Origin of the sequence: Polymorphospora rubra, assembly GCF_018324255.1 — a bacterium.
In the GTDB taxonomy this organism is placed as follows: domain Bacteria; phylum Actinomycetota; class Actinomycetes; order Mycobacteriales; family Micromonosporaceae; genus Polymorphospora; species Polymorphospora rubra.
This window is the reverse complement of sequence record NZ_AP023359.1, coordinates 1023194-1042821: the sequence shown is the minus strand read 5'-3', so window position 1 is coordinate 1042821 and position 19628 is coordinate 1023194. Positions and strand designations below refer to the sequence as shown.

The window sequence follows — 19628 nt, the reverse complement described above, 5'->3', positions numbered from 1 at the left end:
GCCGCCCGCCGGCGAAGGGACGGCATCCCGCCCACTGCCCCCAGGGGCAGTACGGACTGCCCCGAGGTCTGCCCGTCCGGTCGCGGTCCGGGCCGCCGCGGCCGGCTTTACTGCCCAACATGGCTGCATCAGCTTCCCGATCCGTGCGCGCCGCGTCGGCGCTGGCCGCGGCGGCACTCCTGGTGGCCAGCGTGCCGCCGGCCGCGTACGCCGAGTTCCTCGCGGCGCCCGCGCCGGCCGGTGGTCCGGGCCTGCGGATCAGCGTGGCGGACGGTCCCGCCCCGCCGGCCGGCGAGCCGGCCGGGCCGGCGATCGGGTTGACCCCGGGCGGATCGGCGGTGGTCGTCCGCAGTGTCACCACCGCCACCATCCCGCCCCGACCCGACGTGGTGCTGCTCGCCGACACCACCGGCAGCATGCAGGCGGCGTTGAACGACGTACGGATCAACGCGCTCCGGATCGTCGACGACATCAGGTCGGTGCAGCCCGACGCCCGCTTCGCGGTGGCCGAGTACCGCGACGTCGGCGACGCGTACGCGTTCCGGGTCAACCGGGACCTGACCGCCGAGCCGTACGCCGTGCAGGACGCCGTCGACACCTGGGAGGCTTCCGGCGGCGGCGACACACCCGAGGCCGGACTGCACGCGCTGCACATGATCGCCACCGGCGCGGTCACCCTGCGGGCGGAGAGCAGCCCGATCGTGGTGATCTTCGGTGACGCCCCGTCGCACGACCCGAGCCTCGGCCACGACCTCGCCGGGACGGTCGAGGCGCTGACCTCCCGGGGGATCCGGGTGGTGGCCGTGGACGTCGGGATCCCCGGCTGGTCCACCCTGGACGACGCCGGGCAGTTCACCGAGATCACCGGCCGGACCGGCGGCGTCCTGCTGCGGGCCGCCGAGCCGACCGACGTCTCCAACGCCATCCTGGCCGGCATCCGGGCCATCCAGGCCACCGTCGGCGCACGGATCGTCGACTGCGACCCTCAACTGTCGGCCACCGTCACCCCCGCCGAGCGGACCGTCGACAGCGGCGGCACCGTCGACCTCACCGTGTCGGTGACGGTCGATCCGGCGGCGCGCAACGGCGGGTACGCCTGCCGGCTGGAGATAACCGTGGACGGCATCGTCCAGGGTGGACCCGAACGGCTGGTGGTGGAGGTGACCGGCGCCGCGCCGGACGTACCGGTCCTGTACTCCGACTCGACCCGGCTCGACCTCGGTGAGGTGCCGCTGGGCACCGCCGCACCGGCCCGGACCGTGACCCTGACCAACGTCGGCGACTACCCGCTCAGCCTCGTCGCCGCGCTCGCCGACCAACCGGCGCCGGCGGTCTTCGCGATCAACACCTCCACCTGCGCCCCGACGCTCGCGGTCGCGCAGTCGTGCGTGCTGGAGGTCGGGGCGACCCCACGGGCCATCGGCGCCGTCACCTCCGTGCTCAGCCTGGCCAGTTCCACCGACACCGGCGGACTCGCGGCGCAGGCGCTGACCCTCAGCGTCGCCGGCCGCAGTCCGGTTCTCCAGTTCAACCCGGGGGTCGGGCGCCCCGGGCAGGTGGTCGACGCGCTCGGTACGGGGTTCCCGGCCGGGGCCACCGTCGCACTCACCTGGGCCGGTGGCACCGACCCGGTGACCGTCGTCGCGGACGCGGCCGGTGGGTTCGCCGCGCCGATGGTCATCTTCGAGGACGGCATGGCCGGCCCGCGGACGGCGACCGCGTCGGTGGCCGGGTTGGGCGAGGTGACCAGCGGGTCGTTCCTGGTGCAGTCGCCGACGACCCAACCGGGGGTCTTCACCCGGCGCCGCTGACCCCGGTCCGGGTGGCCGGGCGGCGGGGCGGTCCGGGCGGCGGGGCGGTCCGGGCGGCGGGGCCGGGAATGCCCGAAGAGGGGGCCGGTCAGCCGACCAGCACCTGGCCGGTCGCGACGATGCTGCTGGTCGGCGCGGGTGCGGGATCGTTGCAGGTCATCACCTTGTCGCCGTGCCGGGCGGCCGGCTTGCCGTTGATCAGCACCTGCGGGCTGCCGGCGACGACCGTACCCTGGTTGTTCGGCGGGGTCTGGAACGGACCGCCGGTCGGCACGTGCGGCGGTGCGTTCACGGCGCCGCTGCCGACGACGGCGGCCGGCTTGCCCTCGATCAGTACGTCGGTGCTGCACCCCTTGGCGATGGTGCCGGCGAACGGCATCGGGGTCGGGGTCGGTACCGGCCCACCGGGCGACGGCACCATGATGATGTGGGTGTCGGTGCCGACGACCTTGTCGCCGAGCTTCGCCGCGGGAACGCCCACGATGTGCCTCCTCCGTCGGTCCGACCCGGCCGGGCAGCCGGGCACGGGGCAGGTCGGCCCGGCCGGGCGGCCGGGCGTGCCGGGTCAGGTCGGCCCGGCCGGGCGGCCGGGCGGGCCGGGGTCAGATCAGTCCGGCCCGGATGGCGTGCGCCACCGCCTGGGTCCGGTTGCGGACGCCGAGCCGCGTGGTGATCTCGTGCACGATGTGCTTGATACTCCGCTCCGAATAGGACAGTTCGCGGGCGATCGTCGCGACGTCCGCACCGGCGGCGATCATCCGCAACACGGCCAGCTGGCGCGGGGACAGCGACAGGATCGTCAGGCCACGGGGCGCGAGTACGTCGCGTTGCGTCCGACCCACCTGCGTCAGCAGCGAGCTGAGCAGGTCAGGGGGCAGCCGCGCCTCGCCGCGGGCCGCCGACCGGACCACCTCCCGCAGCAGCGGCGCGGTGCTCTCCGACCGGCGTACCAGGCTCAGCCCGCCCGCCTCGACGGCGCGCAGCCCGGCGGTGTCGTCGAGGTGTCCCACGACCAGGACCGGTCGGGGCGCCGGACCGGCACCCCCGGCCAGCGCGTCGAGTTGGGCCAGCAGCCAGTCGTCCACCGTGTCGCCGACGATCACCAGCACGTGCGGCGTGACGTCCTGTTCGGTCACCACCACGACCGGCGGACCGGTGTCGTCCGGCGCGGTGGAGGCGAGCTGTGCGGTCACCCCCGCCTGCGAGATCGGGTCACGGGACCGGATCGCGGCGACCACGGGGGCGCCGCCGGGACCGTCGCTCATCGGCTCGCGGAAGGGCTCGGCGTGGGCGGTACGGGTACCAGCTGGCCGGCGAAGTAGGCGGCCGGAGTGCAGGCGGTGGTGCCTGGGTTGGTGCAGCGCACCGCGACGGTGACCGGCTGCTCGGCGGAGAACCGCACCGGCTGCACGAAGTGGTAGTCCAGGTCACGGAAGTTGTTCAGGCCGGTCTCCAGCAGCACCGTGGCGCCGCGCCGGACCTGCAGCACGCCGGCGTCGCCGTGCGGGTTCTGGAGCACGATGTCGGTCACCCAGAGCACCTTCCCCGCGGCCGGCCGGTAGGTGGCCAGGGTGAACGTGTTCGACGTGGTCGGCGACGCGTTCGTCGCCACCCGGAAGTCGGTCGCGGTCTCCGGATCGGCGTTCTCCAGCGTCCCGCCCTGCGGGCCGCCGCCGTTCGTCCGGCCCGGACCGGTGCCCGGACCCGACGACGGTTCCGGGGCGGGCGTCGGGAGCATCCCCTCGGTGACCGCCTTCTCGACCTTCTCGGCGGTCTCCGCCGCCTCGCTGGCCTGGATCTTGACCTCGGACACCTCCTGGCTCAGCTGCTCGGTCTGCACCTGGGCGGCCTCCTTCGCCGTGGACTGCACCGTCGGCTTCAGTACCGCGAACCAGAGCCCGACCAGCGCGACCACGACCGCGACGGCGACCAGCACCACCCGGGGCGACCAGGCGGGCAGCACCGCCCGCTGCACCAGGGTGCCGTCGCAGACGATCGGCTCGGTGTCCGGCCGGGCGACCGCCACCTGGAACGGCAGGTTGCGGTCCGGGCCGAGCAGGAACCGCCGCCTCGGCCGTACCCGCAGTTTCACGAAGGTGGCGGTCCCCGGCCGCAGGACCGGCGCGGCGGGCTGGACCCGGAAGTTCAGCAGCCGGTCCGGATCGGACGGCAGGATCTCGACGGTCGTGTCGGTGTTGCCGGTGTTGTCGACCACCAGCTGGTGACGTCCGGTGCCACGGGCCCGCGACGTGCGGGGCACCAGCTCCGCCGCCAGCTCCACGAACGGCCGTACGGTGACGACGCCCTCCTCCACCACCGAGCCGTCCGGGTCCTCGTGGCACCGGACCCGTACCCCGAAGTCGACGCTGCCGGCCGGCACGCTCGCCGCCCGTGGCGGCGCGAACGTCACCCGGGCCTCCTCCTCGGTGCCGGGCAGGAGGTTCATCGTCGCCGGTTCGACCCGGGCCCACTCCGCCGCGTCGCCGACCACGTCCAGGGTGAACTGGTCGACGACGGATGCGGTGTTCCGCACCCGTACGGTGCAGCCGGTCTCGCCGCCCGGGTCGACGGTGACGTTGGTCTCGACAAGTCCCACAGCGACGCTCATGGCGGGCAGTCTGGCCGCCCGGGTGGGCCGGCAGTACCTCGTTCGAGGAACACGAAGGGGCAGCCGTCGCTACCTCATCGGGCAACCGTCGGGGCTCACCCGGGTTCGGTGATGCCCCGGCCCGGCCGCCGGCCGGGCCGCGGACCGTCCGGCCGGCCGCCGCTGTTGACGCTCACCTCGCGCGGCGGCGGCGCCAGGTCGGTCTCCGCCTCGGGTACGAACGGGACGAGCAGCTGCAGGTGCAGGCCGGTACGCGCGGCGCCGGCGGGCCACCCCGGGCCGGTGCTCCCGTCGCGACGGGGCGCGCCGCGCACCACCACCGGCTGGTTCGCCGCCGCCAGCGTCCCGGTCAGGAACCGGGCGGGCAGCGCCGTGCAGCTCGCGCAGCCGACCAGCAGGTCACCGAGCAGCCGGTGTTCCCGCTCGGTGTCGGCCGCGAAGGCGGTCAACAGGTAGCCGAAGCGGTACCGCCGGCCGGGCGGGCGGCGACCCACCAACTGGCCGCCGGCGTCGCGTAGCTCGTCCCAGGTCGCCGAGACACCGCTGGAGTCCTCCTCGACGTCGGCGAGGAAGGCCGAGACCAGCTCGCCGTCCAGTTGCGCACAGCGGTCCGGCGGGTCGAAGACGACCGGCACCCCCGGTGGCAGGTAGTGGCCGAGCCAGGCCCGGACCGACAGATCGACATCCCAGATCACCCCACCACCGTGCCGGTCGCCGGCCGTCCCGGCCACGGCCGTCCGGCCGTCCGGTGGGGCGCCCCGGCTGCCCTTCGGGGCAGTGTCGGCTGCCCCGGCGGCGGTCCGGCGGGCAGCTTCGCCCCGCCGGTCGGCCCGGCATGCTCGCCCCATCACACCGTCGTACAGGAGGTTCGATGCCGACGTATCTGTCGCCGGGCGTCTACGTGGAGGAGGTGTCCTCCGGGTCGAGGCCGATCGAGGCGGTCGGGACCGCCGTCGCCGCGTTCGTCGGCTTCGCCGAGAAGGGGCCGGTCAACGAGCCGACGCTGATCACGAACTGGACGCAGTACACCCGCACCTTCGGCGGCTTCGTCGCCGGTGCCTTCCTGCCGCTGTCGGTCTACGGCTACTTCCTCAACGGAGGCGGTTCGGCGTACGTCGTACGGGTCGGCGCGGCCCCGAACCCCGGAGCCGGTGACGCGGCCGGGGACGACGCGGGGTACGCCACCGCGCCGCTGCCGGCGGCCGGCGACAACGGCCGGCTCTCCTTCACCGTCCGGTCCGCCCTGCCCGGTCCCGCCGGTCAGGAGATCTCGGTCGAGGTCGCCGACGCGTCCGAGGGCGGCGACGAGGCGTTCAAGCTCGTCGTCAAGCAGGCCGGCAAGCCGGTCGAGACGCTCGACAACCTGACCACCAGACGCGGTGCCGGCAACGTGCTCACCGTCGTACGGCAGCAGTCGAAGCTGATCCAGATCGAGGAGGCGAAGGGCGCAACCCTGGCCCCGCCGCGGCGCGGCGCCGAGGTCACCCTCGCCGTACCCGCCCTGCCGGCCACCACCACCGGCGGCGAACTGCGGGTCAGCGCCGAGGACTACGTCGGTGACGTCGGCGACCGGACCGGCTTCGCCGGGCTGGAGGCGATCGAGGACATCACCATGCTCTGCGTGCCCGACCTGGCCGCCGCCCACCAGCGCGGTGCCATCGACGACGAGGCGTTCAAGTCCGTCCAGCTGGCCATGATCGCGCACTGCGAGCTGATGGGCGACCGGGTCGCCATCCTCGACCCGCCACCCGGCCTGCACCCGCAGCGCCTCAAGGAGTGGCGGATGGACGTCGCCGGCTACGACTCGAAGTACGCCACGCTCTACTGGCCCTGGGTGAAGGTGATGGACCCGGCGCAGGGGCGGGCGGTCTTCGTACCGCCGAGCGGCCACGTCGCCGGTGTCTGGGCCCGCAACGACGACACCCGGGGTGTCCACAAGGCCCCGGCCAACGAGATCATCCGGGGTGCGCTGGCCCTGGAGAGCGGGCTCACCAAGGGCGAACACGACCAGCTCAACCCGGTCGGGGTCAACTGCATCCGGGCGTTCCCGGGCCAGGGCATCCGGATCTGGGGCGCCCGTACGCTGTCCAGCGACGCCGAGTGGCGCTATCTCAACGTCCGGCGGCTGTTCAACTGGATCGAGAAGTCGATCCTGCTCGGCACCAACTGGGTCGTCTTCGAGCCCAACGATCCCCGCCTCTGGGACGCCGTACGCCGGGTGATCACCATGTTCCTGCGCCGGGTCTGGCGCAGCGGTGCCCTGATGGGCGACACCTGGTCCGACGCGTTCTTCGTCAAGTGCGACGCGGAGAACAACCCGCCCGAGAACCTCGACGCCGGAATCCTCACGGTCGACATCGGCATCGCCCCGGTCAAGCCGGCCGAGTTCGTGGTTTTCCGACTCTCCCAGCTCTCGCAGGGCGCGGGCGACAACTGACCTGAGCGACGACGAGACGAAAAGGAACGAGCATGGCGAGTCAGGGCACCCAGGACCCACGCGACAGCACCCAGATCATCAGTGCCGCCGTGTTCCGGCTGGAGGTGCCGGGCATGACGGCGATCAACTTCGCCGAACTGGTCGGCATCAGCAGCGAGGTGGAGAACGCCGAGTACATGGCCGCCGGCAACACCGGGCCGATCTTCTCCCGGCACTTCGGCCGGACCAAGCCGCCGACGGTCACCCTGAAGCGGGGCCTCGACATGAACGGCGATCTGTGGCTGTGGCACCAGAAGGTGCGCAACATGATGTACGACGCCTACCGGGACTGTGCGCTGAAGCTCTACGGGCCCGGCGACGATCTGAACGGCAACGCCCGGCTCACGTACATGATGACCAACGCCTGGCCGTCCCGGGTCGAGGTCAGCGGGGTCAAGGCCGGCGCCACCGACATCGTCTACCAGACGGTCACGCTCATGTGCGACGACCTGTTCGACTTCAATGCGCGGATCTAGTCTGGCCGAGCCCGCCGCCGACCCGGCGGCGGGCCTGCGCACCGAGTACCCGTTCGTGCTGCCCCGCGGCATGGTCGACGACCGGGGTGGGGTGCACCGCGAGGGCGTCATGCGGCTGGCCACCGCCCGCGACGAGATCAACCCCCAGGGCGACCCCCGGGTACGGCACAACCCGGCGTTCCTCACCGTGCTGCTGCTCGCCCAGACGGTGACCCGGATCGGCGCGGTGCAGGTCGTCGACACCGCGGTGATCGAACGCCTCTTCGCCTCGGACCTGGCCTTCCTCCAGGACCTCTACCGGCGGATCAACCAGCAGGGGCACACCGAGGCGGAGGTCGGCTGCCCGCAGTGCGGGGCCCGGTTCGCGGTCGACGTGGCCGGGGCACCGCCGGGGGATCCTGACGTACGCGGCAGATCGGCTCTGGGAGGAAGTCGCGTACGTCGCCCACCACCTCCACTGGTCCTTCGACAGCATTCTCGATCTTGAACATCCCCAGCGGGCCCGGCTGCTCGCCGAGATCCGCAAACTCCGCGGCACACCCGTACCGACACTTTGAGGGAGGTGGGTATGGCCTGGTCGTTCCGCCACCTGTTCCGGCCGCGTCGGCGGCCGGTCGAAGCGCCTCCGCCGATGCCCGCCGGACGGGACTGGACCCGGACGACGGTGCTGCCGCTGACGGTGGCCGCACCGCCCGCCATGGTAACCGTCACCTCGCCGCGGGTGGCGGCGAGCCGACCGCTGCTGGCACCGGCGCCGACGGGCGATCCCGGCGCGGCTCCCCGCGGCCGGGTCACCGGACTCGTCACACCCGGCCGCCGGCCGTTGGACGGCCCGAACCCGGCGCCGGTCGCCGGCCCGGCCGTCGCGGGCCCACTGCGGGTGGTGGCGGACGGCCCGGTACGGACGGTGGTGGACGCCGGGCCGGTGGACCAGGGACGGCCGGCATCGCGCCGGACGCTGCCGGTGGTGACGCCGACGGTCCGGACCGCACCGACGGTGGCCGACGGCGCCCTGGTCGGACCGCCCCGGTCGCCGGTCGGCACCGGTCCGGTCCCGCCATCGGCCCGGGACCGGGCCGATGGCGCACCATGGTCCGACCCCCCGCTCGACCCGGCCGCCGCCGGGCCCGGGTTCGTCCCGGCCGCCGCCGGGCCCGGGTTCGTCCCGGCCGTTGCCGGGTACGGGTTCGACCCGGCCGGGCCCCTGGCCGTCGACGGGGGTTCCGCCGAAACCGGTCGGCCCGTCCCCACCACGCGGCCCGAACCCGGGCCCGCCTCCACGGCGCGACCCGAGCCGGACGCCGACGCGGCCCGGACCGTGGCCCAGTTCGCCGCCGCCGGGCTGCCGACGGCCGAGGTCTGGCCGCCACCCGGATTCGAGGTGGCCTATCTCGCCGCGCAGGCCACCCGGTCGGCACCGCCGGCCCGGACGCCGGCTGGCCGGGTGGAACCGCCGCGTCCCGACGGCGCCCCCCGACCGGCCGGCCCCGGCACCTCCCACCGCACCGATCCGGGCGACGCGCCACCGGCGGCGGCGGTACGACCGGTCGAGGTGGTCTCGGCCGGCCCCCGGGGCCGGCGACCCGCAGCCGGTCCGCCGGTCGCGGGCGAGCCCGCAGCTGGTCTGCCCGCAGCTGGTCTGCCCACGGCTGCTCAGGCGCCCGCCGCCGCTCCGCCCTCCCGGACCGACCGGCCGGCCGCCGGCCAGGCAGCCGTCGGACCGGCCACCCCGGCACCGAATCCTCCACTTCGGACGACGACGTCGGCGGCGGCCGTGCGGGCGGAAGCGGCGGGCGACCTTCCGCCGCCGCCGGTCCGGCCCGGCGCGGTCGGACCGGTCGAACCGGCGACCCCGGCTGAACCGCCGGGCCGCGCGGGGGAGAAGCGCCGTCCCGGCCTGACCTCCCCGTCCAGCTTCCTGACCCGGCGCGCCGGGACCGGCCCACCGGTGCCCGCCGACTCCTCGCCGTCCCTGGCCGGCCCGGTGCCCGTCGACCTGTCGCCACTCCTGGCCGGCCCGGTGCCAGCCGATGCGTTGCCGGACCCGGTACGCACCGACCGGCCGACGGCGGACGAGCCGATGCCGGACCGGGCGGTGCCTTCCGGGCCGGTGGCAGTACCGCCGGCGCTCCCGGCCGCAGCCCCGGACCCTGGACCGGACGGGCCCGCGGAGCCGTCGCCGGTGGCGACATCGGCCGACGTACCAGGGCGATCGGGCGCCGTACCCGTGGAACTTCCGCCGGCCGGGCCGGCGGCGGCCGTACCCTCCTCGACCGCGCAGGCCCCGGCACCCCCCGCCGGGGCGACCACCGGCCCGTCGGTGGTGCCGGTCCCGTGGCCGGTACCGGCGCCCGGAGCGGGGCCGGTACCGGCCACGGAGAGCCGATCCGGAGCGGCCCCGGCCGGGCCCGCGGCCACCCGGTATCCGACGGCCACCCCGGCCCCGATCCCGTCGGCGGCCGGGTCGCACCGGTCCGACCCGGCCGCACCCACGTTCCCCGGGCCGACCCCGCCCGCGAGCCCGACCCGGGTGCCGCCACCCGCCCGGCCGGCGGCCGTGCCGCTGGTTTACCGGGCCGTCCTGCCCGACCTGCCGCCCCCGGTCCCCGCACCACCGGCCGGACCGGGTGTGCCGCCGGTCGCCGAGGTGCCGGCCCCGATGCCGGCCGCCTTGGTCGACGGCTTCCGGCAGCGGTACGGCGTCGACGTGTCGGCGGTGCCGGTCTGGCGCGGACCGGTGGCCACCGCTGTGGCACAGGGGTCCGGCGCCCGGGCGGTCACCAGGGGCGGCGAGATCTTCCTGCCGGACTCGGCCGGTCCGCTCGACGCGCCGCCGGCCCGGGCACTGCTGGCCCACGAACTGGCACACGTCGTGCAGCAGCGGGAACTCGGTGGCGTGCCGGCCGAGTCGACCGGTGCCGGACGTGACCTGGAGGCCCGGGCACTGGCGGCCGAGCACCTGTTCGGCGGCGGAGCCGCGCTCGGCATTCCCGACCCGACCGGGACGACCGCGCCGGTGCCACTGCTGCCGGCGGCCGGTGCCAACGGGTCGCACCGCGCCGGACGGCTGCCCGACGGCCCCGGCGGCACCTGGGGAGTCACCCCGGGCGGCGGGCTGACCTGGCACGCCGCGAACGGGGCGTCGACCGCCCCGCCCGCCGGCGACGGGCCGGTCCAGCGGGCACCGGTCGACACCTCCGCCGACGCCCTCGCCGACCTGCGGGAGCTGGTCCGGGGCGAGCTGACCCGGCAGGAGGGGACCGGCCGGCCGCCGGCCCCCGACCCGGCTCCTGAGCCGGCGACCGGCGTCGACCCGGCACCGGACCTGGTCGCGTTGCGGGCCGAACTCGCCGCCGCGACGACGGTTCCCGCGATCGACCACGGTGCCGGCCGGCTCGCCGAGCTACGGGGCACGGTCGACCGGCTGCGCGCCGAGCTGCGGACGGCAGCCGACCGTGGGGAGGCCGTCGAGGCCCGGTTCGACCGGGACACCGAGCTGTTGCGGTCCTGGGTCCGTGAGCGGCTGCCGGGCCGGGCGGCCGACCTGGACAGCCCCGACGACCTGGAGGAACTGGCCGGCCGGCTCTACGGACGGCTGCGTGGCCGGCTACGGCAGGAACTGCTGGTCGACCGGGAGCGCAGCGGCCGGCTGACCCGGTTCGGCTGACGGACACATCGGGCCGGAGCGACGACCGGCGTACGACACCTGAGCGGACGAGGCGACGAGGGAGGGCGAGATGGCAGGCGGTCTGTCCACAGGAGCCCGGTTCATGGGCGGCTTCTTCGAGGTCACCGGCGTCAACCACCGGTACCTCGTGGTCATCGACGACGGGCGGTACAACCTCGGTTCCTGGTCCCGGGTGTCCGGGCTGGGCGTGACCTGGCAGGTGTGCGAGTACCGGGCCGGGGACAGCAACGACATCTTCAGCTACGTCGGCAACCCGACCTACAGCCGGATCCGGCTCAGCCGGGCGGTCTGCTTCGACTCCCAGGTCGTCCAGGAGTGGCTCTGCCAGCAGGCCAAGAGCTACCGCCCGCTGAGCGGGACGATCCAGCTCGTCGACAGCCTCGGCCTGAAGATCGTGAGCTGGGACCTGAAGCACTTCTTCCCGGTCGGCTGGTCGATCTCGGAACTCGACCCGGGCCGCAGCGCCGTCGCGGTGGAGACCCTGGAGCTGGCCCACACCGGCTTCCTCGACGACGACGTGAAGTTCTCCCTCTGATGGCCGCCGTCAGTGCCGGCGCGCTCGGCGGGATGCTGGGCGACCCGAGTCAGACCGCGCAGGGGCTCGCCTCCGGCGGCCTGCTCCAGATGTTCCGGGACGGGCCGGGCGTCAAACGGAGCCTCAAGCTCGGCCTCGCCATGCGGTTCCAGGTCACCGTCGGCGACGTCCAGATCGGACTGTGGCGGTCCTGCCGGGGGCTGCGGGCCGACTTCAAGCCCGAGGTGGTCCGGGTGACCGGCGACCACGTCGGCCAATACCACCTGCCCGGACAGGTCAGCTACGGCCCGATCGTGCTGGAACGGGCGGTACACCGGGAGAGTTCGGCGCAGCTCCAGCAGTGGCTGGTCGACGTACTGCGCTCCTGGCAGGACGGCACCGGTGACGACACCCGTACCACCGCCCGGATCACCCTGCTCGACGCCGACGGCGCGGCGGTCCACAGCTGGCTGCTGTACGGCGTACGGCCGTCGTCGTGGACCGGCCCGGACCTCTCGGCGGACACCAACCAGGTCGCCGTGGAGCGGCTGGAACTGGTGCACGAGGGGTTCTTCCCCGACCTGCAGGCCAGGGCGGAGACGGCCAGCCTCTCCTCGTCGACGCTCGGCTCGGTGGCCTTCTCCTACAACCCGGCCAAGATGAACATCACCCGCTCGTCGCGGGCCAGCCAACTCGTCGGCCGGGGCAGCAACGTCGAACTGCGTGCCGACACCGCCCTGCGGGTGATGGCCGGCGAGGTGCTGCTGGTCGGTGCCGGGGTGGCCCAGGACGTGCAGAAGCTGATCGCCTTCTCCGGTGAGCCCGCCCCGGACGGGCAGGGCCGGGGCGCCGACCCGTCCAAACTGCCCGAACTGACCTTCACCTGGGGCAAGCTCTCCATGGCCGTCAAACTCTGCACGCTCAACGTCAACCTCACCCGCTTCGACGGCGACGGCCTGCCGGTCCGGGCGCAGGCCACCCTCGACCTGATCGTCTACGAGGGCGACATCTTCCCCAAGGGGAAGGCGGTGCCGGCGCCGACCCGGTCGGTGCACACCGACCCGGCGCAGTGGCGCCAGCGGGCCGCCGCGAGCGGCATCGACGACCCGATGCGGGCCCAGGCCAAGGGCGTCGCGGCCGGGACGCGACGGTAGGGGCCGGCGATGACCACGATCGACCGACACAACCTGCTCTGGCGCACCGCGACCCTGCGACCCCGGATCACTGTCGGAACGGCCGGTCGGGCGCTGCCGGCACCGGTCGCCGGGCAGCTGGTCCGAGTGGTGGTGGACACCCAGGCACGGGTACCCGACATGTTCGAGCTGACCTTCGCCGACGTCGACGGCGACGTGCTGCGCACCAGCGGCCTGGACCTCGGCACCGCGGTGCAGGTCTTCGGCCCCAGCCAGGACGGCTCGGCCGAGCACCGGCTGATCAGCGGCGAGGTCACCGCCCTGGAGGGACGGTTCGTCGACCTGGACGCGTACGTCGTCGTGCGTGGCTACACCCACGACCACCGGCTGCACCGGGTGCGCCGGACCCGGACGTTCCTCAACCAGAAGGACTCCGACATCGCCCGCCAGGTGGCCAGCGCCGCCAAGCTGTCCGTCGGCACGATCGACGCCACCGCCGGTACGCTCGCCCACCTGTCCCAGGTCGACCAGACCGACTGGGAGTTTCTCAGCGGACGGGCCCGCGAGATCGGCTACGAGATCGGTGCCGACGGCGAGAAGTTCCACTTCCGCCGGGCGGCCACCGCCCGCGCGGCCGGTAGCCCGCTTCCGCTGACCTTCCGCGGCAACCTGCGCCGGTTCCTGCCCCGGGTCAGCGCCGGCAACCTCGCCCCCGAGGTCGAGGTGCGCGCCTGGGATCCGGTCGCGGCGACCGTGGTGGCCAGCCGTACCGCGACCACCGCCGACGGGGTCAGCCTGGCCGGCCGTACCCCGGCGGCGGCGGCCGACACCTTCGTACCCCGGGGTGCGCCGGCACCGCCGGCCGGCAACAACGCGGTCGGCGACGTCGGGCCGGCCCCCGGGCCGCGGGCACACGTCCTGGTCGGCCGCGGACTACCGGTCCCCGGGCGGGCCGACGGTGCGGTCGCCCAGGTGGCGGCGAGCCTCGCCGGAAGCGTCGGCGGCTCGTTCGCCGAGGCGGAGGGGGAGGCACTGGGCGATGCCCGGCTGGTCGCCGGCCGCGCCGTCCGGATCGACGGGATACCGGCGCCGTTCGCCGGCACCTGGACCCTCACCGCGGCCCGGCACGTCTTCGACGAGACGGAGGACGGCTACCGCACCGAGTTCACCGTCGGCGGAACCCAGGACCGCTCACTGCTCGGCCTCACCGACGGCGGCCCGGCGGCGGACGGCCCGGCCCGCATCGACGGGGTGGTGTGCGGCGTCGTCAGCAACGTCAAGGACCCGCAGAACCTGGGCCGGGTCAAGCTCGCGCTGCCCTGGCTGGCGCCGGACCACGAGACCGACTGGGCCCCGGTCGGCCAGCTGTTCGCCGGCCCGGCCGGCGGCGCGTTCTTCGTACCCGAGCCCGGTGACCAGGTGCTCGTCGCGTTCGAGTTCGGCGACGTACGCCGCCCGTACGTGCTGGGCAGCCTGCCCAGCCGGCACACCGGGTACGGCCTCGACGGCGCGCAGACCTCGTCGACGAAACCCGGGGCGACCGGCGTCAAGTCGGTGGGACAGACCAGTTCGGTGATCCGGCGCGGGCTGATCTCGCCGTCCGGCAGCCGGCTGGTCTTCCACGACGAGGTGCCGCCCGGCGGCAAGGGCCAGCCCACCGCGGCCGACCTCGTGCTCGGCACCAAGGGCGACAAGCTCGGTCTCGCCATGGACCAGGTGGCCGGCACGGTGACCCTGCGCTGTGCCCCCGACCGGCCCGGCAAGCTGCTGATCGAGTGCACCGGACAGACCGCCGTGGAGATCAAGGCAGGGCCGGGCGGCAGCCTCACCCTCGACGGCGGCACCAGCCTGAAGCTCAAGGGCAAGACGGTCGACATCGACGGGACGCAGGTCAACATCCGCGGCACCGCGGCCACCGCCATCAAGGGCAAACCCATCCAGCTCAACTGAGGAGTGCCATGCAGGCCGACGTCATCGGCACCGGGTGTGCCTTCCCGCTGCGCGTCCAGCCCAACGGCCGGCTGGCCACGGTCAGCGGAACGGCCCTGCTGGAGCAGGGCATGTGCGTGATCCTGGCGACCTATCCGGGGGAACGCCCGATGCGGCCGGAGTTCGGCTCCCGGCTGCGCGACTTCGTCTTCGAACCCACCACGGCGCAGACCCGCCGGGCGGTCGCGGTGGAGGTGCGCGCGGCCCTGGAACGCTGGGAGAAGCGGGTCGAGATAGCCGACGTCGCGGTGACCGAGGCCCCGTCCGGTGACGAGGGACTGCTGCACATCGAGATCCGCTACCGGGTCCGGGGCACCGGCGAACCGGGCACCCTCGAACTCGACCTGCAGACCTGGCCCGGCGACCGGGCACCGGCCGGGGTGGGGGTGCACGGCTGATGGCACTGCCCGCCCCCGACCTCGACGACCGCGGCTTCGACGACCTGGTCGGCGACGCCCGCCGGCTGATCGCCGACCGCTGTCCGGAGTGGACCGACCTGCATCCGGCCGACCCCGGCGTCACCCTGATCGAGACGTTCGCGGCACTGACCGAGCAGCTCATCTACCGGCTCAACCGGGTGCCCGACCGGCTCTACGTGAAGTTTCTGGAGCTGATCGGCGTGCGTCTGGTGCCACCCACCGCGGCCCGGACCACCCTGACGTTCTGGCTGTCCACCCCGGCCCGGGCGATTCAGCTGATCCCGGCCGGCACCCGGGCGGTGACCGTCGCCGACGGCGAGGACCCGCTGGTCTTCGCCACCCTGGACGACCTCACCGTGCCGCCCTGCGCCCTGACCCACCTGCGGGTACGCACCGCAGACGGGATCAGCGACCGGACCGCGACGCTGGAGACGGGCGGTGCCGTCGCCGCCTTCTCCGCCGTACCGCAGCCCGGCGACGAGTTGCTGATCGGGCTCGACCGGCCGGTCGGCGGCTGCGCGGTCCGGCTGGAGTTCGAGGGGCGGGTCGACGGCGTCGGGGTCAACCCGTTGCATCCGCCGCTGCGCTGGGAGGCGCGTGGCCCGGCCGGCTGGCTCGCCTGCGAGGTGGGCCTCGACGAGACCGGAGCGCTCAACCGCCCCGGCGCGATCGTGCTGCACGTGCCCGAGGGGCACCAGGCCGCCCTGGTCGACGGCACGCTCGCCGGCTGGCTACGGGCCCGCGTGGTCCCGCCCGACGAGGGGCAACCCGGCTACAGCGCCTCGCCGCTGATTCTCGGCCTGGCCGCCAACACGGTCGGCGGCACCACCGCCGCCGTACACGCCGATCTGGTCGACGACGAGGAACTCGGCGACTCGGAGGGGGTGCCCGGTCAGCGGTTCACCCTCTCCCGTACGCCGGTGCTGGTCGGGCTCGGCGACCCGGTGCTGGAGGTCAGCTCCGACGACGGCTGGCAGCGGTGGACGCCGGTCCGGCACTTCGCGCAGAGCGGCCCCGACGACCCGCACTTCCTGCTCGACGGCGTCACCGGCGAGGTGGTGCTCGGGCCGGCCGTCCGGCAGCCGGACGGCACGCTGCACCGCCACGGCGGGGTGCCGCCGCGCGGCAGCCGGCTGCGGCTGCGCCGGTACGCGGTCGGCGGCGGTAGCCGGGGCAACGTCGCCGCCGGGGCGATCAGCGCGCTGCGGACGTCGATCCCGTACGTGGCCGGGGTGGAGAACCGCCACCCGGCCAGCGGCGGGGTCGACGGCGAGACCCTGGACGAGGCCCGCCGCCGGGGCCCGCTGACCCTGCGCAGCCGCGACCGGGCGGTGACCGCCGAGGACCACGAGATACTGGCCCGCCAGGCCGCACCGGAACTGGCCCGGGTCCGGTGTGTGCCGAGCGACGGATCCGGTTCGCCGCTGGCCCGGATCCTGGTCGTCCCGGCGGCGCCCGCGCAGCACGGCCGGCTGCGGCTGGAGGACCTGGTCCCGGCGCAGGAGAGCCTGGCCCGGGTGGCCGCCCGGCTGGACGAGACGCGACTGATCGGCACCCGGGTGGTCGTCGAGCCGCCCCGCTACCGGGGCGTGACGGTGGTGGCCCGGGTCGTCGCCCGACCGCGGGTGCGGGTCGACCGGGTACGCGACGACGGGCTGGCCGCCCTGTACGGCTACCTGAGCCCGCTCACCGGCGGTGGGCCGGACGGGCGGGGCTGGCCGTTCGGGCGGCCGGTGCAGGCCGGCGAACTCTTCGCCGTGCTCCAGCGGGTCCGCGGCGTGGAACTCGTGGAGGATCTGCGGCTGTTCAGCGCCAACCCGGTGACCGGCGAGCGGGGTTCCGAGGCCGGCCGGATCGAGGTCGAACCGGACAGTCTCGTCTTCTCCTTCGACCACCAGCTCCGGGTGGAGGAGCACTGATGCGGGGCCTGGCCGACGTGTCGATGCCGTACCCGATCGCCGGGTTCCTGCCCGCCCTGTTGCAGGAGGACGACCTGCTGGTGCGCTGGACCGGGGGACTGGACGACGTGGTCGCCCCGGTGGTGTCCACACTGGACTGTCTTGACGCCTACCTGGATCCGTGGCTCACCCCGTCCGACTTCCTGCCCTGGCTCGCCGGGTGGGTCGGCGCGTACCTGGACGAGAACTGGCCGCTGGACCGGCAGCGCGCGATGGTCGCCGGCGCCGCCGCCGCCCACCGGCTGCGCGGGACCGTGGCCGGGCTGCGGATGGTGCTGGAGTACGCGACCGGTGGCGAGGTGGAGATCGAGGACTCCACCGAGGTGTCCTGGTCGACCCGGCCGGAGCCGGCACCCGGCCCGCTCCCGCCGGCCCGGTTGCACGTCCGGGTCCGGGTGGCCGAACCCGGACGGGTGGCCGTACCGGCGCTGGAGCGGCTGACCCGCGCGGTCGTACCGGCCCACATGACGACGACCCTGGAGGTGCTCGGCCGTGATCATCTGTCGTGAGTGCGGAAACCACAACGGTGACGCGGACACCTTCTGCGGCTCCTGCGGCAGCTTCCTGGAGTGGACCGGCGAGCGGACCGCGCCGCGGCCCGCGCCCCCGCCCGAGCCGGAACCGGAGCCGGAGGTCCGGCAGCGACCCACGCTGCTGCAACGCATCGCCGGGGTGATCGCGCCGGCGCCGGGCGGCTCCCCGGTCGACGAGGGCGTGCTCCGGGTCGGGGCCGGTGCCGGCCGCGCGCCGGGCGCCGCAGGCCCGCTGGGCGCCCGCCCGGGTCTCCCCGGCCTGCCGTCGCTGTCCGGCCCACCCGGCACCGGCCGGCCGCCGGGCCCGCCGGGTCTCCGCCCGCCGGGCGGGGCCGCCGGCCCGCCGGGGACCGCGGCCGGTCCGCCGGGCCGGCGTCTGCCGGGAACTGCCGCCGGTCCGCCGGGAACTGCTGCCGGTCCGCCGGGTCTGCGCCCGCCGGGAACTGCCGCCGGTCCGCCGGGTCTGCGCCCGCCGGGAACTGCCGCCGGTCCGCCGGGTCTGCGCCCGCCGGGGACCGCCGCCGGACCGGCTGGGCCGCGTTCGCCCGGGCCGCCGTCCGGCCCGCCCGGGGTGCGGCCGCCGGGTTCCGCCCCGGCGGTGCGCCCCGGGCCGCCCGCCGCGCCGTCCGACACCGACTCCGCCGACCCCGGTGCGCCCGCCCGGGCCGCCGGCGCACCGCCGACAGCGCCACCGGCCCGCCGGCTTCCGCCGCCACCGCCCGGGGTGACGGGGGCCCGGCTGCCGGACCGGGCGGCCCGTCCCGGCCCGCCCGGCGTACGGCCCGGCGCCGGGTCCGATCCCGACCCGCCGGGCGCGACCGCGTCGGACCGCGAACCCTCGGCCGGCGAATTGGCGGGCGGCGAACCGGCGGCCGGGCCGCCGCGCCGCCTGCCACCGCCGCCACCGGGGATCCCCAACGCCTCGCTGCCCGACCCGGCGAGCCGGCCGCCGGCCGCCCCGTCCACGTCGCGGCGCGGCGTGCTGGCCGCGCCGCACACCAGCGCCCTGGTCGCCCCGGACGAGTCCGAGACGACCGCGTCCGGGCCGGCGCCCGCCGGCCGGCCGGGTTCGCGGCGCGGGCCGGCCGGGGCCGCGACGACCGAACCCGAGGAGGTACGCCCACAGGCGGCGCGTACCCGGGTCGGTCCGGCCGGGCACCGGCCGCCCACCCGCCGGCTGCAACCCGGCGACCTGATCTGCGGCGAGTGCGGTGAGGGCAACCCGCCGACCCGCCGGTTCTGCAGCCGCTGCGGCGACTCCCTGCGTACCGCCGAGGTCGCCCGGCGCCGGTGGTGGCAGCGGCTGCTGCCCCGGCGCGGCCCGCGGGTGCGGCAGGCCGGGGCCCGTCCCGGTACGCCCGGAGGCGGTGCCCCGGGTGGCGCCGGCGGCGTACTGCACGCCGTCTACCGGCGGGCGAACGCGGTCGCGGCGGTGCTGCTCTTCGCGGTCGGCATCGCCTACCTGATCTATCCGCCGTTGCGGGACCGGGTGAACGCGGCGGTCGCCGGACCGGTGACCGGGGCGCGCGACTGGGTCGACGGGTTGCTCAACCCCCGGTTCGTCGCGGTCCGGCCGGTCGAGGTGACCGGCGACACGGCGGTCCCGGAGCAGGGGCCGGACCTGGTCGTCGACCAGTACCGCAACACGCACTGGCAGGCCCCCTGGGAGGAGCAGCGGCCCCCGACGGTCACCCTGCGCTTCGCGTCCGAAGTGGACCTGGAGCGGCTCATCGTCACCGCCGGCACCGCCGAGGACTACACGCTGACCCACCGGCCGGCCACCCTGCACCTGGTCTATTCCACGAACCGTTCCGACACGCTGACCATCCAGGACACCGGCGAACCGCAGACCCTGACGCTCGGGGCGGCGGAGGGGATCACGACCGTGCAGATCCAGATCACCGGGATCTTCCGGGCCGAGAAGGGCACCGACGTCACGGTCAGCGAGTTCGAGTTCTTCGCCCTGGAGTGACACCGCCCGGCGTCACCTGTCCGGGGCGATCCCGGCACCGCCGCCCGGCGG

16 protein-coding genes are annotated in these 19628 nt (G+C 75.1%); 12 read left to right on the top strand and 4 right to left on the bottom strand.

All coding sequences use genetic code 11. The annotated features are described in order from the left end of the window. Positions 1 to 143 precede the first annotated feature (143 nt). Positions 144 to 1811, top strand: a complete 1668-nt coding sequence (locus Prubr_RS04565) for a choice-of-anchor D domain-containing protein (protein WP_212821950.1) — start codon at positions 144 to 146, stop codon at positions 1809 to 1811. Between the two features lie 88 nt (positions 1812 to 1899). Here Prubr_RS04565 and Prubr_RS04560 read toward each other — a convergent pair whose 3' ends face one another. The 4 genes from Prubr_RS04560 to Prubr_RS04545 form a co-directional block, all read right to left on the bottom strand. Further along, entirely contained in the window at positions 1900 to 2292 is a 393-nt protein-coding gene (locus Prubr_RS04560; RefSeq protein ID WP_212821949.1) for a PAAR domain-containing protein, read from the bottom strand. A 121-nt stretch (positions 2293 to 2413) separates the two neighbouring features. Continuing rightward, positions 2414 to 3076, bottom strand: a complete 663-nt coding sequence (locus tag Prubr_RS04555) for a helix-turn-helix transcriptional regulator (protein ID WP_212821948.1) — start codon at positions 3074 to 3076, stop codon at positions 2414 to 2416. After that, positions 3073 to 4419 carry a COG1470 family protein gene (locus tag Prubr_RS04550; RefSeq protein ID WP_212821947.1) on the bottom strand — a complete coding sequence of 449 codons (1347 nt, stop codon included), beginning with the start codon at positions 4417 to 4419 and terminating at the stop codon, positions 3073 to 3075. Before Prubr_RS04550 ends, Prubr_RS04555 begins: the two co-directional genes overlap by 4 nt. Positions 4420 to 4514: 95 nt before the next feature. Further along, on the bottom strand, positions 4515 to 5114 hold the full coding sequence (locus Prubr_RS04545; RefSeq protein WP_212821946.1) for a Pvc16 family protein: 600 nt from the start codon (positions 5112 to 5114) through the stop codon (positions 4515 to 4517). Between the two features lie 176 nt (positions 5115 to 5290). On the opposite strand from Prubr_RS04545, the gene Prubr_RS04540 reads away from it, so the two are divergent. The 11 genes from Prubr_RS04540 (at position 5291) to Prubr_RS04490 (ending at position 19577) form a co-directional block, all read left to right on the top strand. Beyond that, positions 5291 to 6856: a phage tail sheath family protein gene (locus Prubr_RS04540; RefSeq protein ID WP_212821944.1), complete on the top strand. Its 1566-nt coding sequence runs from the start codon at positions 5291 to 5293 to the stop codon at positions 6854 to 6856. 32 nt (positions 6857 to 6888) lie between these two features. Continuing rightward, positions 6889 to 7371: a phage tail protein gene (locus Prubr_RS04535; RefSeq protein WP_212821943.1), complete on the top strand. Its 483-nt coding sequence runs from the start codon at positions 6889 to 6891 to the stop codon at positions 7369 to 7371. Positions 7372 to 7766: 395 nt separating this feature from the next. After that, positions 7767 to 7928 carry a DUF6760 family protein gene (locus tag Prubr_RS38125; RefSeq protein WP_425518032.1) on the top strand — a complete coding sequence of 54 codons (162 nt, stop codon included), beginning with the start codon at positions 7767 to 7769 and terminating at the stop codon, positions 7926 to 7928. Positions 7929 to 7939: 11 nt separating this feature from the next. Beyond that, the gene (locus tag Prubr_RS04525; RefSeq protein WP_212821938.1) at positions 7940 to 11038 is read left to right on the top strand and encodes an eCIS core domain-containing protein; all 3099 of its coding nucleotides are present in this window, start codon (positions 7940 to 7942) and stop codon (positions 11036 to 11038) included. Positions 11039 to 11108: 70 nt separating this feature from the next. After that, positions 11109 to 11594, top strand: a complete 486-nt coding sequence (locus Prubr_RS04520) for a phage tail protein (protein WP_212821936.1) — start codon at positions 11109 to 11111, stop codon at positions 11592 to 11594. Continuing rightward, the gene (locus Prubr_RS04515; protein WP_212821934.1) at positions 11594 to 12727 is read left to right on the top strand and encodes a phage tail protein; all 1134 of its coding nucleotides are present in this window, start codon (positions 11594 to 11596) and stop codon (positions 12725 to 12727) included. Before Prubr_RS04520 ends, Prubr_RS04515 begins: the two co-directional genes overlap by 1 nt. A 9-nt stretch (positions 12728 to 12736) precedes the next feature. Continuing rightward, entirely contained in the window at positions 12737 to 14656 is a 1920-nt protein-coding gene (locus Prubr_RS04510) for a phage baseplate assembly protein V (protein ID WP_212821932.1), read from the top strand. Between the two features lie 8 nt (positions 14657 to 14664). Beyond that, a complete protein-coding gene (locus Prubr_RS04505; protein ID WP_212821930.1) occupies positions 14665 to 15093 on the top strand; it encodes a GPW/gp25 family protein in 429 nt (142 codons plus the stop codon). Next, positions 15093 to 17033: a putative baseplate assembly protein gene (locus tag Prubr_RS04500; protein WP_212821928.1), complete on the top strand. Its 1941-nt coding sequence runs from the start codon at positions 15093 to 15095 to the stop codon at positions 17031 to 17033. The genes Prubr_RS04505 and Prubr_RS04500 overlap by 1 nt, the downstream gene beginning before the upstream one ends. Continuing rightward, positions 17033 to 17581, top strand: a complete 549-nt coding sequence (locus Prubr_RS04495; RefSeq protein WP_212821927.1) for a phage tail protein I — start codon at positions 17033 to 17035, stop codon at positions 17579 to 17581. The genes Prubr_RS04500 and Prubr_RS04495 overlap by 1 nt, the downstream gene beginning before the upstream one ends. Further along, on the top strand, positions 17565 to 19577 hold the full coding sequence (locus Prubr_RS04490) for a zinc ribbon domain-containing protein (protein ID WP_212821926.1): 2013 nt from the start codon (positions 17565 to 17567) through the stop codon (positions 19575 to 19577). The genes Prubr_RS04495 and Prubr_RS04490 overlap by 17 nt, the downstream gene beginning before the upstream one ends. Positions 19578 to 19628: the final 51 nt, after the last annotated feature.

What these genes read in the sequence shown, in the direction of transcription:
- Prubr_RS04525 (WP_212821938.1), top strand. Translation starts at nt 7,940, where the DNA reads ATGGCCTGGTCGTTCCGCCACCTGTTCCGGCCGCGTCGGCGGCCGGTC.
- Prubr_RS04505 (WP_212821930.1), top strand. Translation starts at nt 14,665, where the DNA reads ATGCAGGCCGACGTCATCGGCACCGGGTGTGCCTTCCCGCTGCGCGTC.
- Prubr_RS04540 (WP_212821944.1), top strand. Translation starts at nt 5,291, where the DNA reads ATGCCGACGTATCTGTCGCCGGGCGTCTACGTGGAGGAGGTGTCCTCC.
- Prubr_RS04515 (WP_212821934.1), top strand. Translation starts at nt 11,594, where the DNA reads ATGGCCGCCGTCAGTGCCGGCGCGCTCGGCGGGATGCTGGGCGACCCG.
- Prubr_RS04495 (WP_212821927.1), top strand. Translation starts at nt 17,033, where the DNA reads ATGCGGGGCCTGGCCGACGTGTCGATGCCGTACCCGATCGCCGGGTTC.
- Prubr_RS04555 (WP_212821948.1), bottom strand. Translation starts at nt 3,076, where the DNA reads ATGAGCGACGGTCCCGGCGGCGCCCCCGTGGTCGCCGCGATCCGGTCC.
- Prubr_RS04500 (WP_212821928.1), top strand. Translation starts at nt 15,093, where the DNA reads ATGGCACTGCCCGCCCCCGACCTCGACGACCGCGGCTTCGACGACCTG.
- Prubr_RS04535 (WP_212821943.1), top strand. Translation starts at nt 6,889, where the DNA reads ATGGCGAGTCAGGGCACCCAGGACCCACGCGACAGCACCCAGATCATC.
- Prubr_RS04510 (WP_212821932.1), top strand. Translation starts at nt 12,737, where the DNA reads ATGACCACGATCGACCGACACAACCTGCTCTGGCGCACCGCGACCCTG.
- Prubr_RS04520 (WP_212821936.1), top strand. Translation starts at nt 11,109, where the DNA reads ATGGCAGGCGGTCTGTCCACAGGAGCCCGGTTCATGGGCGGCTTCTTC.
- Prubr_RS04550 (WP_212821947.1), bottom strand. Translation starts at nt 4,419, where the DNA reads ATGAGCGTCGCTGTGGGACTTGTCGAGACCAACGTCACCGTCGACCCG.